Annotated in this window: 13 protein-coding genes; 6 read left to right on the top strand and 7 right to left on the bottom strand. The window is 63.8% G+C overall.

The genetic code is table 11. The features are described 5' to 3' along the window. Positions 1–357: 357 nt before the first annotated feature. A complete protein-coding gene (gene rng, locus IB259_RS21865; protein WP_192330110.1) occupies positions 358–1,821 on the top strand; it encodes a ribonuclease G in 1,464 nt (487 codons plus the stop codon). Positions 1,822–1,823: 2 nt separating this feature from the next. Here the strand turns inward: rng and IB259_RS21860 are convergent, their stop codons facing one another. The 4 genes from IB259_RS21860 to IB259_RS21845 are packed head-to-tail and all read right to left on the bottom strand — an operon-like array spanning position 1,824 to position 5,572. After that, the gene (locus tag IB259_RS21860; RefSeq protein ID WP_054451190.1) at positions 1,824–2,657 is read right to left on the bottom strand and encodes an NAD(P)-dependent oxidoreductase; all 834 of its coding nucleotides are present in this window, start codon (positions 2,655–2,657) and stop codon (positions 1,824–1,826) included. A gap of 58 nt (positions 2,658–2,715) precedes the next feature. Next, positions 2,716–3,708, bottom strand: coding sequence for a TRAP transporter substrate-binding protein (locus IB259_RS21855; RefSeq protein WP_119449150.1), 993 nt, complete (start codon positions 3,706–3,708; stop codon positions 2,716–2,718). Positions 3,709–3,764: 56 nt separating this feature from the next. Continuing rightward, a complete protein-coding gene (locus IB259_RS21850) occupies positions 3,765–5,036 on the bottom strand; it encodes a TRAP transporter large permease (protein ID WP_192330095.1) in 1,272 nt (423 codons plus the stop codon). After that, positions 5,033–5,572 (bottom strand): TRAP transporter small permease, encoded by a 540-nt coding sequence (locus IB259_RS21845; RefSeq protein WP_225589142.1) that lies wholly within the window; start codon positions 5,570–5,572, stop codon positions 5,033–5,035. The genes IB259_RS21850 and IB259_RS21845 overlap by 4 nt, the downstream gene beginning before the upstream one ends. Before the next feature lie 219 nt (positions 5,573–5,791). Between IB259_RS21845 and IB259_RS21840 the strand changes: the two genes are divergently transcribed. Continuing rightward, positions 5,792–6,685 (top strand): LysR family transcriptional regulator, encoded by an 894-nt coding sequence (locus IB259_RS21840; protein WP_054451187.1) that lies wholly within the window; start codon positions 5,792–5,794, stop codon positions 6,683–6,685. A 201-nt stretch (positions 6,686–6,886) separates the two neighbouring features. Then, positions 6,887–7,588 (top strand): DUF3053 domain-containing protein, encoded by a 702-nt coding sequence (locus IB259_RS21835; RefSeq protein WP_119449148.1) that lies wholly within the window; start codon positions 6,887–6,889, stop codon positions 7,586–7,588. A 68-nt stretch (positions 7,589–7,656) separates the two neighbouring features. Here IB259_RS21835 and IB259_RS21830 read toward each other — a convergent pair whose 3' ends face one another. The 3 genes from IB259_RS21830 to msbA form a co-directional block, all read right to left on the bottom strand. After that, complete coding sequence (locus tag IB259_RS21830; protein ID WP_192330093.1) at positions 7,657–9,129, bottom strand: sensor domain-containing diguanylate cyclase; 1,473 nt, start codon at positions 9,127–9,129, stop codon at positions 7,657–7,659. Positions 9,130–9,636: 507 nt separating this feature from the next. Next, positions 9,637–11,439 carry a monovalent cation:proton antiporter-2 (CPA2) family protein gene (locus IB259_RS21825; RefSeq protein ID WP_175214053.1) on the bottom strand — a complete coding sequence of 601 codons (1,803 nt, stop codon included), beginning with the start codon at positions 11,437–11,439 and terminating at the stop codon, positions 9,637–9,639. Between the two features lie 173 nt (positions 11,440–11,612). Then, positions 11,613–13,388: a lipid A export permease/ATP-binding protein MsbA gene (gene msbA, locus IB259_RS21820; RefSeq protein ID WP_054451341.1), complete on the bottom strand. Its 1,776-nt coding sequence runs from the start codon at positions 13,386–13,388 to the stop codon at positions 11,613–11,615. Positions 13,389–13,495: 107 nt separating this feature from the next. On the opposite strand from msbA, the gene IB259_RS21815 reads away from it, so the two are divergent. Genes IB259_RS21815 through IB259_RS21805 form a run of 3 tightly spaced genes read left to right on the top strand, consistent with a single transcriptional unit; the run spans position 13,496 to position 15,530 of the window. Beyond that, complete coding sequence (locus IB259_RS21815; protein ID WP_192330091.1) at positions 13,496–14,464, top strand: glycosyltransferase family 9 protein; 969 nt, start codon at positions 13,496–13,498, stop codon at positions 14,462–14,464. A gap of 20 nt (positions 14,465–14,484) precedes the next feature. Beyond that, on the top strand, positions 14,485–15,249 hold the full coding sequence (locus tag IB259_RS21810) for a YdcF family protein (protein ID WP_054451181.1): 765 nt from the start codon (positions 14,485–14,487) through the stop codon (positions 15,247–15,249). Continuing rightward, positions 15,240–15,530: a YkgJ family cysteine cluster protein gene (locus tag IB259_RS21805; RefSeq protein ID WP_119449143.1), complete on the top strand. Its 291-nt coding sequence runs from the start codon at positions 15,240–15,242 to the stop codon at positions 15,528–15,530. Before IB259_RS21810 ends, IB259_RS21805 begins: the two co-directional genes overlap by 10 nt. Positions 15,531–15,560 lie beyond the last annotated feature (30 nt).

Here is a 15,560-nt window from a genome sequence, read left to right as displayed (position 1 = left end):
CTTTTGCCTAACTTGCTGCAATCCTTGCAATAACCGCGGGGCATTCATTTCTGACTGCTTTGCGGCAGACCTGGCTCGAATCCTCTTGCCCGACCTGTTGTGCTTGCTTGGCTTCGCGGTTCAAAACTGTCCGAACTGCGAAGGAGCGAGACTATAGCACAGTTTTTTCGCGTGGCGCAAAAAGGCCGATCCCCATGCTTGTTCAGCGGCTGCCCCGGTCCCCTCCCCTATATATAGTGGTGATTCCCGCGGTTGCCCCATATAGATAGTTGTCTTGTCCGCCTTGCCCTACGTTTACTATTCGCCTGTACGCCGCACCTTACTGGAGACGAACACGCTATGCCCCCAGCCATCGCCCTGAGCGAAGATATCCTGATCAATGTCACCCCCTTCGAAACCCGCGTTGCGCTGGTGGAACAAGGGTCGGTACAGGAGCTGCACGTAGAACGCAGCATTCAGCGGGGCCATGTCGGCAATATCTATCTGGGGCGGGTCGTCCGTGTACTGCCGGGCATGCAGAGCGCTTTCATCGATATCGGACTGGAGCGCGCGGCTTTCATCCACATCGCAGACCTGCGCGAGAACCGGGGCGAAAGAAGCCAGGGGCTGACTCCCACCCCGATCGAAAAGCTGCTGTTCGAGGGACAGACCATCATGGTTCAGGTGGTCAAGGATCCCCTGGGCACCAAGGGCGCACGACTTTCCACCCAGATCAGCATGGCGGGCCGGATGCTGGTTTACCTGCCGCACGATCCGCATATCGGCATTTCGCAGAAGATCGACGACGAATCCGAACGCATCCAGCTACGCGAACGCCTGCAAGCCTTGATGCCGGCAGAGGAAAAAGGCGGCTTCATCGTCCGCACGCAGGCCGAAGGCGCCAATGACGAGGAGCTGATGGCCGATCTGGAGTATCTGCGTAAATTGTGGACCAGCGTCCAGGCGGCGGCGCGCACCCAGCCGGCCCCCGCCCTGCTGCACCAGGATCTGACCCTGGCGCAGCGCGTGCTGCGCGACATGGTGGGCCCGAACACCGGAACCATTCTTGTGGATTCCCGCACGACCAGTGCCGCGATGCTGGAATGGGCGCGCATCTATACGCCCTCGGTCGTGGGCCGCATCCAGCACTACAGCGGGGAGCGCCCCCTGTTCGACACCGCCAATGTGGACGATGAGATTGCCCGGGCGCTCTCTCGACGAGTGGACTTGAAGTCGGGCGGCTATCTCATCATCGACCAGACCGAGGCGCTGACCACGGTCGACGTCAATACCGGCGGCTTCGTGGGCGGCCGCAATTTCGACGACACCATCTTCAAGACCAACCTGGAAGCGGCCCAGGCCATTGCGCGCCAGCTGCGGCTGCGCAACCTGGGCGGCATCGTCATCCTGGACTTCATCGACATGGAGGAACAGGAGCACCGCGAAACGGTGTTGGCCGAACTGAAGAAGGCGCTGGCGCGCGACCGCACCCGCATGACGGTCAACGGCTTTACACAACTGGGGCTGGTGGAAATGACGCGCAAGCGCACCCGCGACTCGCTGGCGCATCAGCTATGCGAGCCCTGCCCCATGTGCGAGGCGCGCGGCAATGTGCGTACGCCGCGTACCGTCTGCTATGAAATCCTGCGCGAGATCCTGCGCGAGGCGCGGCAATTCAATCCCAAGGAATTCCGCATCCTCGCCTCGCAAGAGGTGGTTGACCTGTTCCTGGAAGAAGAAAGCCAGCATCTGGCGATGCTGGGCGACTTCGTGGGCAAGCGCATTTCGCTGGAAGTGGAAGGCGCGTACTCTCAAGAGCAGTACGACATCATCCTGGTCTGATTTCAGGAAATCCTGTCCGTGGTCCCGACGAATTCCAGGGGGCAATAAAAGCCCCCGTGGAACTGGGCCGCGATGGGGTCCTCGGGGATGTTCTGAGCCAGGATTTCCGGGGCGAACACTTCGGAATCGTCCTGCGGCGCGTAGCCCAGGAATTTCGCGTTGGAATTGTCCCAGCGGTTGCGCAGGTTGTTCGACACCCCGTAGACCACCGTGAAATGGTAGGACGCATGCTCGACGCAGCGCGCTGCCAGTTGCGCCATGTCGCGGTGGCTGATCCAGGTCAACAGCTGGCGGGCCTCGCTCGGGCGGTCGGGCGTACGGAACGTCCCGATCCGCAGGCAGGCGACAGACATGCCGTACTTGTCGGCATACATCCGGCCCAGGCCCTCGCCGAACACCTTCGAGACGCCATACAGCGAGTCGGGCCGAGGCTGCACGGTGTCATCGAGGAATTTTTCCCGGCGGTGATAGCCGATAGCGTGGTTCGAGCTGGCGAACACCACCCGGCGCACGTTCTGGCGCCGGGCCGCCTCGAATACGTTGTAGCAGCCCTCGATATTCATCGGCAGGATTTTTTCCCAGACATCGGCGCCGGGTATGCCGGCCAGATGGATGACGCAATCAATACCCTCCATGCAGCGTTCCAGGGACTCGATGTCCCGGACGTCCATCGTGCAGATTTCCTCGCCGGCTTGCGCCGGTTCCTGCGGCGCAATGTCAGCCAGGCGCAGCAAGGCATAGCGGCCGCGCAAGTGAGTGCGCAGGCAAAGGCCGATGTTGCCGGCCGCTCCGGTAATCAGCACGCGCAGGTTTTCGGGTTGGTTGAAGGGTGTCATCAATCTGTCCAGTTTCTCTTGAGTATGAAAGCGCCGGGGCCGATGCCGTTTGCGCCGGTTACTGCTTCTGCTTGGCGGCGATCACGGCGTCGTAGAGCGCCTGGCCGTTGGGGGCTTCGCCGACGAGCTTTTTCACGACCGGCCGCGTGGCCTGCACCAGCGAATCGAGATTGCTGGGATAGACAATGGACACACCCCTTGCCTGCATCGTTTTCATACCCTCGTCGTAGACCTTCTTGTAATAGTCGCGCGCGTAGGCCATGGCCTCGTCCGCCGACTCCTTGATCATTTTCTGTTCCGCGGGCGAGAAGCGGTCCCAGCGGTCCTTGGACATGAGCAGCAGCGCCGGATGGATGTTCACGTGCGTCATGTTGAAGTACTTGGAGACTTCGATGAATTTATCCGAGACGAACTGGTCCGGCGTCGTCTCGCCGCCATCGAGCACTTTCTGTTGCAGGGCCAGATACAGCTCCGAGTACGCCATGGGAGTGGCTTGCGCCCCCAGGGCCTTGTAGCTTTCCACGTAACCCGGCGACTGGATGACGCGGATCTTCATGCCTTTCAGGTCTTCGGCCGAATTGACGGGCCGGTTGCCGAAGACGTTGCGTTCGATCGCTGAAAACCAGCCCAGGCCAACCAGGCCGTATTTGGGCAGGACTTCCATGAATTTGTCGCCGGCCGGCCCGTTGAGGATCTGATTGGCCTGCTCGACGCTGTCGAACAGGAACGGCGAATCAAAGACCAGGAATTCCTTGACGATGCCATTCAGTGTCGGCTGGCCCGTGATGACCAGGTCGGTAGCACCCGCTACCGCGCCCTGGATCATGGTCAGTTCGCCGCCCAGCTGCGAATGCGGGAACACGGAAATCGTGATCTTCCCGTTCGATTTCGCCTTCAGCACTTCGGCGAATTTCTGCGCTCCCACGTGAAAAGGGCTGTCCGTCGTGAGCGTATGCCCGACGTCCATGTTCAACGCGTGCGACGGCGCAGAAAACATGAGGGCGCTCAGGACGCCGGCGCCAAACATCTTCTTGAATAGCTTCACTTCCATCTCCTCGGTTTTCCAGCCGCCCGAAGGACGCTGTCCTCGGGCGGCCGATCTAGTTTTTATAAGAAAAAGGTACTAATGGCGGGCACGTAAGAAATAATCAGGACGTCGAGCACCAGGACGGCGAGGAAGATGACCAGATACTTCGCCAACTGGTGCATTTTCAATTGGGCGACTTCGCACACCACGAACAGATTCACACCGACCGGAGGCGTCACCATGCCGACCGCCAGGTTGGTGATGACGATCATGCCGAAGTGGATGGGATCGATGCCGAAAGCCACGCTGATGGGCGCCAGGATGGGCACGATAATCAGGATCGCCGCCAGCGCCTCGATGAACATGCCGACCAGGAACAGCATGACGTTCACCAGCAACAGGAACACGATCGGATTGGTCGTCACCGAGCCGAGCATCGCGGCGACCTGCTGCGGCACCTGATTGATCGTCAGCAGGTAGGCGAACACGGCCGCGAACGCCACGATCAGCAGGATGATGGAGGACATCACCGCGGAGCGCGCGAAAATGCCGAGCAGATCCTTGACCGTAATTTCCTTATAGACGAACAGCCCGAGCGCAAGCCCGTACAGCACGGCGATGCAGGAGGCCTCGGTCGCGGTAAACAAGCCGCCGTAGATCCCGCCCAGGATGATTACCGGCATCATCAGCGCCAGCGTCGCGTCCTTCAGGGCGACCAGCACACCCTTCAGCCATCCGGTGAAGCTCACCGCAGTGACTTCGTCAAAGCCCTGGAAACGGGCAACCAGGCAGACCGTGAGGATCAGCGACACGGTGATCAGCAGACCCGGCAGGATGCCCGCGAGGAACAGCGAGCCGACCGACACGTTCGCCGTCAGGGCATACACGATCATGGGAATCGAGGGCGGGATGATCGCCCCCAGCTCGCCGGAGGATGCGGCAATGGAAGCCGCGAACGACCTGGGGTAGCCCTTCTTTTCCATTTCCGGGATCAGCACGGAGCCGATCGCGGCGGTCGTTGCGGACGAGGAGCCGGAAACCGTCGCAAACAGCAGCGAGGTCAGCACCGCGACCGCGCCCAGCCCGCCGCGGATCCAGCCGACGAAGGCATTGGCCAGTTGCACCAGCCTGGCAGCGACGCCGCCCGAGGACATCAGATGCCCGGCCAGGATGAAGAATGGCACGGCCATCAGGCTGAACGAATCGAGCGACTGGAACGCCATCTGCGCCACGATCAGCAGCGAACGGTCGCCCGCCTGCAGGGCGAACGCGGCGGACATGCCCAGCGCGGTGACGATGGGCGCGCCGATTATCAGGATCGCAGTAAACGATAAAAACAGGACCGGGATCACAGCGCCCCTCCTTCACTATTTTGCATGGCGGCGGCGGCTCTTTCCGTCTCGCCGCCCTGCTGCGATGCTTCAACGCTCATCAATTCCTTGATGACGTGCGCGAAGGTATTCAGGCTCATCAGCACGCAACCGATGAACATGAACACATAGATGTACGCCATGGGCATTTCCATCGCGGGCGAGGTCTGCCTCATGCCGAGTTCGATCAATCTGATCGACTTCCAGGCCAGCAGCACGGCCAGCATCAAGGTCAGGATATGGGCAACAACACGCAGCCAGCGCGCGACCGACTCCGGCACCATGCCGATGAAGGCGTCGACGCCGATCAGGCGCAGGCGGTAAGTCGCGACCGCGCCGCCAATGAAGACGCTGCCGACCATCATGAAACGGCCCAGTTCTTCCGCCCAGGGCGTGGAAAATGGAATGCCGGTGTAGGTGTAAAGCAGCCGTACAAATACAGAAATTGAAATAGCCAGGACCATTCCTATAAGAAACAGTCCGGCGCACTTTTCAGCCGCAGCATTTATCGAATCCATTATTCGCTGCAGCGATTGAAGCCTCTGGTGTGAGGCACAATACCCGGCCATGCGGAGCCCTCCCTCTTTGTCTCATTTATTTATTTGCCGCCTTTTTGAGCCAGGCGTTCGATAGGAAATATACTCAGCGGCATGCGATTCGTAAAATTCAAATAACGGAACATTCTTTTCAAAAAAAACGATCGCCGAGCCCTCGCGCCTTGAACCGGAGTTTCGATAATGTTGAGTGATCTCAAGCAGTTACGCGCTTTCCTCACGATCGCGCGTTTAGGCAACTTCACCAGGACGGCTCACGAACTGAATATTTCCCAGTCGGCGCTGACCATACAGATCCAGCAGCTCGAGTCCCATCTGCGTACGCGGCTGTTCGACCGCAACCACCGCAGCGTCAGCCTGACGCCACGGGGCCAGGAGCTCTATCCGCGCATCGAGAAACTGGTGGCTGAAATCGAAGACCTGGTGACCCAGGCCCGCGACACCAGCGATCGTGAACGCGGCACGGTGACCGTTGCCGTGCTGCCCTCCCTGGCCGCCGGCCTGTTGCCGCAAGCGATCCACAGGCTGAACCGCGACTACCCGCGGATCACCGTCTGCGTGCGGGACACCGTGGCCTCGCGCGTCAACGACATGACCCGCAGCGGCGAGGTCGATTTTGGGATCGGCAGTCCGATCAAGCGCGATCAGGAGCTGGTCTGGGAGCAACTGGTGACCGACCGCTTTTGCGCCTACATGGCGCATGACTATCCCTGGGCTGCGCCGGACACCGTGACGCTCAAGGATCTGGCCGAGCATCCGTTGATATTGCCGGTGCGGGAGAGCAGCATCCGCACGCACATCGAGGCGGCGGCCGACAAGTTGAAGATCTCGCTGCCGGCGGCCTATGAGGTCGTCTACAACTCGACCGTGCTGGCGATGGCGGCACAGGGACTGGGCGTCGCCATTCTTTCTGAATTGGCTGCCCGCGAAGGCGATACCAACCGCCTGCGTTGCGTTTCGATCAGCAGCCCGCCTTTATATCGGCACATCGGGATCCTGCGGCGCGCGGGCCGCTCGCTGTCGAGGTCCGCGGAACTGCTGACTGCGGCATTGCGGGAAATCGCCGTCCAGGAATAGCGGAAACACGGAAACGCGCGCGCACGCGTAACAGGTGGCGGACGCAACTTCACTTCATTATGTGTGAATTTTGTGTCTTAAAGATTCGATTGCAAACAATTCTGAAAGCGATGGCGGCAACGAGGACGACCCGATAAGCTGCGGGCGCCTTCAGGGTATACCCTGAAAATTTCTTTCTTTCGCTTTTAGGAGTTCGATGCGATGAAGTCCCTTTTCCGTCCGTTCCTGGTATTGGCCGCAGCGCTGCCGTTGATGCTGGCCGCTTGCGGCAACAAGGAACCCGAACAGCGTGCAGCGTTCACGCAGTTCCTGCAGACCCGCATCGTCGACAAGCCCGGCGTGCGCGTCCCGCAGTTGACGGATGAAGAGAAGAAGTCCTTCGGCGACTACGCCGCGCAATATGCGGTGATCACCGACTTCAATGCGGGCATGGATGCTTCGGTGAAGCCCTTGTCGGGCATCATGCAGAAGGGCTCCATGCGTTCGCTGAACGATATCGTGACGCGTCGCGACGACCTCAAGGCCGTGCAAGCCTCGCTCAATGAAATGGGCGTGGCGCTGAAGGAACAGCAGGCCAAGGCTGACGCCGCGCGCGCTCAGCTCAAGCAGCCGGAAGACCTGAAGGCGGTGTACGACAAGGCCTACGAGAAGACCGTGAGCCTGCCGGCCGATACCTTCCGCGACGTGCTGCCGCAGCTGAACGCGACCTTCGACAGCAGCCTGAAGATCGCCGATTACGTCGCCGCGCACGCCGCGCAGATCGATATTTCCGGTCCCATCGTCAAGGTCCAGGATCCCGCCGTGCAGACCGAGCTGAACAAGCTGCTGCAGGACCTGAACGCGCAAGCCAAGAACGTGCAGCAGGCGCAAACGCGCATGCAGGCCGTCATGGTCGGCCGCTAAGCCACGCGGCGCTTAAAAAAACCCCGCCGCGCGATGAGCGCGGCGGGGTTTTTTAATGCAGCGCCAGCTCAGGTCCCGGCCACTGCCACGCGATTGCGGCCGGACTCCTTGGCCTGGTAGACGGCCGCATCGGCCGCCTCTACCAGGCTGGCGACCGCGTCGTCGGCCTGCGGCACCGCCGTCGCGACCCCGACGCTGATGGTGACGATACCGGCGGCGGCGTCTGCATGCGGCACCTTCAGGGCGGCAACCGCCCGCCTGATGCCTTCCGCAATCTCCGCGGCGCGTTGGCGGCTGGTATTGGGCAGCAACACGACGAATTCCTCGCCGCCATAGCGCGCCGCCAGATCGCGGGGACGCCGGGCCTTTTTCTTGAGCACTCGCGCCAGCGCCGCCAGCAGTTGATCTCCCTGCTGATGGCCGTAGCGGTCGTTGTAGCGCTTGAAATGGTCGGCATCCAGGAACAGCAGCGACAGCGGCACGCGCTCTCGGCGCGCATTCTGCCATTCGCGTTCCAGCGCTTCGTCGAACGCGCGCCGGTTGGCCAGGCCAGTGAGCCCATCCGTGCGCGCCTGTATAGCCAGCTGCGTCTCGACCGCCTTGCGCAGGGTCATCTCGCGCCTGAACAGCACGATCAGCGCCACGACCGACAGCAGCAGCGCCGTGGTCACGGGGATGATGAAGAACGCGCGGCGGTCCCAGGGCTCCATCAGCTCATCCACGTCCATGGCCACGTCGATGATGAGCGGCGTATCCTCGATGCTGGCGAAGGTGTAGTAGCGGTTCACGCCGTCCGGCGACAGCTCCCCAACGAACGAGCCTTCGCGGCGGATCAGGAACTGCTGGAAATCCAGCGCCATGCCGATGTCGCTGCCCAGGTCGCTCCGGGAATATGGGGCGCGCAGCAGCACCAGACCGTCGTTGCGGAAGACGCTGATCTCGTCGCGCTCGCCGATCGACAGCTCGGCAAAGCGGTCGCGGAAATACGCCAGGCGCAGCGAACCGCCCACCACGCCGGCGAAGCTGCCGTCCGGATTGGAAAGGCGCCGGCTGACGGCGATGCTCTCGTCGCCACCGCGCAGGCGGCTGCGATAGGGCTTGCTGACATACATGCCGACGTCATCGGCATCGCGGTGCACCTGGAAGAAATCCCGGTCGGCGAAACTCACATCCGGCGTATCCAGGTCCCCGGAGTGGTAACGGATATCGCCGTCCTTATCCAGCACCACGACGGCGCCCAGGTATTCGGCGGTGGATGGCCGGTCGAACAGGAAACGGCGCTGGGTTTCAGGAGCCAGCTGAGCCAGGCCCGGTTCGCGCAGGCGTTCGGCCATGCCCTGTAGCGACAGGTCGTAGACATGCAGGGTGCGGCTGATGTCCGCGGAAAGCACGCCGGTAATGTTGCGCGCCGAAGCGTGGGCGGCCTCCCAGGTGGCGCGGCGGTCGATCCAGAGCAGCGCGACCGCGGCCGCGCAGATGCCGATTGCGACGAGCACCCCCAACGCATACAGGGCGCGTTGCACAAACCCGCGAGACTTCAATACGGCGCTCCTACGCCGGGGACGTCCGGGGGACGCGGATCACTCCGGCAGAGATTTACGCCGCAGATGATGCCGCCGCCGGACATGCCGCGCAAGATCCGCCCCTAAAAAAACCCGAGCAACGCCCGCATGGCGCCTTCTGCGCGACGGCTTCCTCAAGTCGCCGCGACCGCCGCAATGCGGAAGGGAAAGGCCTTGGCGCCTCTGGCCCTGTCGGCTTCGCGGTGCGCGCCGATGGACCATGCCGGGCCCGCTCCGCCCGTATGCGACACCAGTTGGCGCATCGAGCCCGCCGAAAATCCGCAGCGCAGGGTCCGGGCCTGCCGCCGGGCCAGTTCTACTCCAACAGCGTGCGGCGTCGTGGAAATCCGATCCGATTGCAGCATGGCAGCCCCCTGGCAAATGCTCGTCGTGGATGAAGAGTCAGTGCGGATAAATCTACCTCAGCCGCCAGCGCCTGCGCATGACATGATGCGAAAAGTAATGCAACGATGTGGAAATAGTCGGTTACGCGATCGGGCTGGCCGCCCTCTCGGTTTCCCGGTCGGGCTGGTCGTTGCGGCCGTCCGGGGCGCTGGTCATATTGCCGTAAAGCAACGAGCGGCCGGCGAACAGGCCGCCCGCCACCTCCAGGTCGAAACGCTCGGTGTCGCGCCGGCGCACATCCTGCACCACCTCGGCGGCTTCATCAGGAGGCACTCCGATCACGCGCAGCGCGGCCTCGCCGAAGGCCAGCGCCGACTCCAGGGTTTCGCGCACCTGATAGTCGACCCCTTCCTTGGCCAGCGCCAACGAATGGATGCGGTCATAGGCGCGCACCACCACCCGCACCAGCGGGAATTCGGCCTTGATCAGCTTGACCATGTGGTTGACCGCCTTCGGATCGTCGATGCAGATCAGGATGGCGCAGGCATTTTCCGCGCCGGCGGTACGCAGCATGTCGATGCGCGTGCCGTCGCCGTAATAGACCTTGACGCCCCATTTGGCCGCTGCCCGGATCGCGTCGGTGTCGGTATCCAGGATGGAGACCGTCAGCTCGCGGGCCAGCATCGCCTGGGTCACGATCTGGCCGAAACGGCCAAAGCCCACGATGAGCGCACAGCCCTCCAGATCCTTGGCCACATCCACGTCTTCCATTGAGGGCTGCGGCTTGGGCAGGAGCCAGCGCAACGCCAGCACGCACAAGGGCGTGAGCGCCATGGAAATGATGACGACCGCAGTCAGCACGGCGCCGGTGTGGGCATCGAAGATGCCGGCGGCGGCGGCCGCCCCGTACAGGACGAAGGCGAATTCACCGCCCTGCGCCAACAGGGCCGCGCGCGTCATGGCCTCGGCGTGGGTCGCGCGCAGCACTCGCGCCACCACGTACACGCCCACCGATTTCACCAGCATGAACACCACCACCGCGGCCAGGATCAGCGGCCATTCGCGCGCCACCGCCGACAGGTCCAGCGACATGCCCACGCCCAGGAAGAACAGGCCCAGCAATATGCCGCGGAACGGCTCGACTTCGGCTTCCAACTGATGGCGGAAGGTGGACTCGGACAGCAGCACGCCCGCGAGGAAAGCGCCCATCGCCATGGACAGGCCGCCCAGTTCCATCAGCAGCGCCGCGCCCAGCACCACCAGCAATGCGGCGGCCGTCATGACCTCGCGCGCATGTGCGGCGGCCAATAACCGGAACAGCGGATTGAGCAGCCAGCGGCCGGCGGCCAGCAATGCGAGGATGCAGGCCACCGCGATGGCCGACTGAATCCACGGATCGCCACGGCTGGAAGTGTCGGCCGGCGCCAGCAGGGTGGCCAGGGCCAGCAGCGGCACGATGGCCAGGTCTTCCAGCAACAAGATCGAGACGATGCGCTGGCCCTGCGCACTGGCGGTGTCGCCGCGCTCGCCCAGTATCTGCATGACGATGGCCGTGGACGACAGCACGAAGCCCATCGCGGCCATGAAAGCCGCCGGGCCCGACAGCCCCGCCAGCAGGCCCACCGCCGTCAGCAGCCCGCCGCAGGCCAGCACCTGCGCGACGCCCAGGCCGAAGATCTCGCCGCGCAGCTTCCACAACCGGGAGGGCTGCATTTCCAGGCCGATGATGAACAGGAACATCACCACGCCCAATTCGGCTACGTGCAGGATGGATTTGGGATCGGAGAACAAGCCGAGGCCGAAGGGCCCGATCACCAGGCCGGCGGCCAGGTATCCCAGGACGGACCCCAACCCCAGGCGCTTGAACAGCGGAACCGCGACGACCGCAGCCCCCAGCAGGACGACGACATTGACTAGCTGATTGCCTTCGGCAGGCAGGGACATGGGACGCTCCAGATGCACGGCGGACCAAAGCGCCTCGGGGCGCCGCTCCGCCCGCAGCGGGCGGGAGCCGGGCCTGCCGGCAGGCCCGGCTCCATTTTCCGGCAATCCGGGCGCTTGGCAATCCGGAAATGCGACAGGAACGAACAACCGCCCGGGACAGGCGGTTGACTGGATCAATCGTCGCGGAATTGCATCTTGTAGAGCGAGGCGTACAGGCCGTTGGCGGCCAGCAGCTCGGCGTGCGGGCCTTGCTCGACGATCTTGCCGGCATCCAGCACGATGATGCGGTCGGCGTTCTGCACGGTGGACAGGCGGTGGGCGATGACCAGCGTGGTCCGGCCCTTCATCAGGCGCTCCAGCGAGGCCTGGACCTGACGCTCGGATTCGTTGTCGAGTGCGGAAGTGGCTTCGTCCAGGATCAGGATGGGCGCGTTCTTGATCAGCGCGCGGGCGATCGCCAGGCGCTGGCGCTGGCCGCCGGACAGGCGGGCGGCGTTTTCGCCCACCGGCGTATTGAGCCCTTGCGGCAAGCCTTCGACGAACTCCAGCAGATTGGCGGCCGCCAGCGCATCGCGCACCTTCTGTTCGCTCGACTTGCCCAGCGCGCCGTAGCCGACGTTGGCTGCGATGGTGTCGTCGAACAGCACCACGTCCTGACTCACCAGCGACAGGTGCGAGCGCAGGCTGCGCAGCGTCAGTTCGTCGATCGGCGTGTCGTCCACCAGGATGGAGCCGCTATCGGCCAGCACGAAGCGCGGCAGCATGTTGACCAGAGTGGTCTTGCCGCTGCCCGAGCGTCCTACCAGGGCCACGGTCTGGCCGGGTTCCACTGTGAAGGAAATGCCATTGACGGTATCGCGGTCGGCATCGGGGAACCGATGCGAGACGCTGCGGAATTCCACCTTGCCGCGCACGGGCTCGGCCAGTTCCTTGGTGCCGGTATCGTTTTCGGGTACCTGGTCGATCAGCGTGAACACGCTTTCGGCCGACACCAGCATCTTCTGCATGCGGGCGGCGACGTTGGTCAGGCGCTTGATGGGGTCGAAAATCTGGGCAAGCGCCGCCATGAAGGACGCGAAGCTGCCCACGGTCAAGGCGCCGTGGTTGGCCTGGCTGAGCGCCACGGCGATGACCGCGCCCACCGAGATGGAAATGCAGACCTGGGTCAGCGGCGTCAGGGCGGCGTCCGCCGTGGCCGTGCGCATGGCGAAGCGGCGCAGGCGGCGGCTGACGAAATCGAAACGGCCGCGTTCGACTTCATAGCCGTCGAACAGCTTGATGACGCGCTGGCCGTCGATGCCTTCGCCGACCACGCGGGTCAGTTCGGCGTTCATGTTGACGGTTTCGCGATTGATGCGGCGCAGGCGCTTGATGAAGAAGCGCGAGATCAGCACCGACACCGGCAGCATGATCAGGATGATCAGCGTCAGCACCCAGGACATGTACAGCAGCACGCAGATCAGCGCGACGACGACCAGGGTTTCGCGCACCAGCACGGTGATGACGTCGGTCGCGTAGCCGGTGACGTTGCCGGCATCGATGGTGAAGCGATTGAGCAGACGGCCGGTGTCGCCCTGCTTGAAGTCGGCGTCGGGCAGGCCCAGAAGGCGCTCGAACATATCCTTGCGCATGCCCAGCAGGACGTTGTTGGCGACCCAGGCCAGCAGGTAATCGCTGAAGAAGTTGCAGATGCCGCGCAGCAGGATCAGGCCGACCACCGCCAGCGGCAGCGCCCAGACGTAGTATGGCTTGGCGCCCGAAAAGCCGCCGTCCAGCAAGGGCTTCATGATGACTGCCAGGACGGGCTGCGTGGCGGCCGCGCCGGCCATCAGCAGGACGGCAAGCAACAATCCCTTCCAGTAGGAGCCCACGCGGCTGTAGATCCGACTCCAGAGTTCGGCTTTGACAGGTTGGGAACTCGCGGGCGCGTTGCGTGCGGCAGAATTCAAAGGAATCACTCGCTTTTATACAATTGTGGCCAGAATTGTACCGGCTGCGCGACAAGTCGCCGCCCGGGCCATGTCCCCTTCAGCCTTAACGCGCCCAGCGCCCTTCCATGTCCGATATCAGCTGCTTGTACGTCCGGTTACCCAATTGGGTGGGCGATGTTTGCATGAGCCTGCCCAGCCTGCGCGCCTTGCACGCCTGCGGCCTGCCCCTGGTGATCTGCGCCCGCCCCTGGGCCCGCGACCTGCTGGACGGCGTGGCCAAGCAGGATTTCATCCCCATGCGCGGCAAGGTCGGGCCGGACCGAGCGACGGTCAGCGCCCACCGGCGCAGCCTGGGCGCCCAGGGGCGCCGCGCCCGCGGCTTGCTGCTGCCGGACTCGCTGTCCAGCGCGCTGGTATTCCGGCTGGCCGGACTGCCCTCGGCCGGCTATCGCGACGACGGCCGCAGCTTCCTGTTGCGCTGGCCCTTTGCCAAACCCAGCGACACGCTGCATGCGGTCCAGTCCTGGCATCACCTGACCCGCGAAGCCCTGACCCGCTGGGGCCTGCCCAGCGGCCCGGCCGAACCCGGTCCGACCCTGGACCTGCCGCTGACGTCCGCCCACCAGAGCGCCGCCGATCTGGCGCTGGAAGCCGCCGGGCTGGCAGGCCAACGTTTCGTGCTGATCGCGCCGACGGCCACGGGCCTGCACAAGGGCAAGATCAAGGTGTGGCCGGGATTCGATACACTAACCCGGGCCTTGCAGGCCCGCGGTCATACCGTGGTAATGTGCCCTCCTCCGGCCGAAACCGAGGAGGCGCGGCGCAATGCCCCTACGGCGCTGCTGCTGCCTCCCCTGTCCCTGGGCGCATTCGCAGCGTTGACGGCGCGGGCGGCGCTGGTGATTTGTAACGATTCTGGTGTCTCGCACGTCGCCGCAGCCGCCAACGCCAGCGAACTGACGCTGTTCGGCGTCACGCGTCCGGGACGCACCGGCCCGTGGTCGCCACGCGCCGTCTGCGTAGGCACGGAGCATGCATGGCCGTCCGGCGAGGAGGTGGAACAGCAAGCCCGCCTCCTGCTGGACGAGACGTAGTAATCAGGATTTTTTTCAAGATGCCCTTGTCCAGCTATCTCACAAATCTGATCATTCCTTACAACTTGAGCCTGACCCTGGTAGCCATCGGACTGGTGTTGGGTCTGTTCCGGTTCCGCAAGACCGGCGGTTCGCTCATCGTCGCCGGTCTTTTGTGGTCGCTGGCCTGGTCTCTACCCGCGACGTCGATCTGGGCCGGCGGCGCGTTGGAACACCGTTATCCGCATCTGCCGCCAGCCGAATCCCCGACCGCCGACGCCATCGTGGTGCTGGGCGGCAACACCGCCAACGGGCGCGCCAACTGGTTCCTGCCGTATGACAAGGAAACCGCCGTGGTCCGGATCGACACGGCGGCGCAGCTTTATCTGGCCGGACGCGCTCCCAAGGTGCTGCTGTCGGGCGGCGCGCTGGAAGGCGACGTCAGCGAAGCCCGCGGCATGGCGCACGCCATCCGCCAGCAGGGCGTGCCGGACACGGCGCTCATCCTGGAAAACTCCAGCCGCACCACGTATGAGAACGCGGCCTTGACCGAGGATCAACTCAAGGCGCGCGGCATCGGCAAGGTGCTGCTGGTGACTTCCGCGTTGCATATGCCGCGCGCGATGGCGGCCTTTTCCAAGCAGGGCGTGGAGGCGATAGCCGCCCCCGCGCCACCGCAGATCGTGGAGCCCGCCGACGGCTCCGTGCCCCTGTGGATCCCGAATCAGCGGGCCTATGACGCCAGCCGTTCCATCCTCAAGGAATACGCCGGCCTGTTCATCTATTGGCTGCGCGGATGGGTCTGAATCCGCAGGCGCCCGCCGCGCTGGAATGCCGGCCCGGCTGCGGCGCCTGTTGCATCGCGCCGTCAATCACCCGGCCTATACCCGGCATGCCGCAGGGCAAACCCGCCGGCGTACCCTGTATCCAGCTGCTGCCTGACATGCGCTGCGCGATTTTCGGCCAGCCGTCGCGCCCGGATTTCTGCGGCGGGCTGCAGCCTCAGGCCGAGATGTGCGGCGCCGACCGCGACCACGCGATCCACTGGCTGGGTGAACTCGAACAGGCGACGGCGCCCGGCCATTGAGCCGGGCCACGCGCCAGCTCGACCCAGCTC

It is taken from the genome of Achromobacter sp. ACM04 (genome assembly GCF_014851465.1).
Lineage (GTDB): Bacteria > Pseudomonadota > Gammaproteobacteria > Burkholderiales > Burkholderiaceae_B > Achromobacter > Achromobacter aegrifaciens.
The sequence above is the reverse complement of the archived record's forward strand: the minus strand, read 5'-3'. Positions and strand labels throughout refer to the sequence as shown.

Coding starts and splice junctions, on each gene's coding strand:
- IB259_RS21815 (WP_192330091.1), top strand. CDS start 13,496: ATGTCCGATATCAGCTGCTTGTACGTCCGGTTACCCAATTGGGTGGGC.
- IB259_RS21860 (WP_054451190.1), bottom strand. CDS start 2,657: ATGACACCCTTCAACCAACCCGAAAACCTGCGCGTGCTGATTACCGGA.
- IB259_RS21855 (WP_119449150.1), bottom strand. CDS start 3,708: ATGGAAGTGAAGCTATTCAAGAAGATGTTTGGCGCCGGCGTCCTGAGC.
- IB259_RS21805 (WP_119449143.1), top strand. CDS start 15,240: ATGGGTCTGAATCCGCAGGCGCCCGCCGCGCTGGAATGCCGGCCCGGC.
- IB259_RS21840 (WP_054451187.1), top strand. CDS start 5,792: ATGTTGAGTGATCTCAAGCAGTTACGCGCTTTCCTCACGATCGCGCGT.
- IB259_RS21845 (WP_225589142.1), bottom strand. CDS start 5,572: ATGGATTCGATAAATGCTGCGGCTGAAAAGTGCGCCGGACTGTTTCTT.
- IB259_RS21835 (WP_119449148.1), top strand. CDS start 6,887: ATGAAGTCCCTTTTCCGTCCGTTCCTGGTATTGGCCGCAGCGCTGCCG.
- IB259_RS21825 (WP_175214053.1), bottom strand. CDS start 11,439: ATGTCCCTGCCTGCCGAAGGCAATCAGCTAGTCAATGTCGTCGTCCTG.
- IB259_RS21810 (WP_054451181.1), top strand. CDS start 14,485: ATGCCCTTGTCCAGCTATCTCACAAATCTGATCATTCCTTACAACTTG.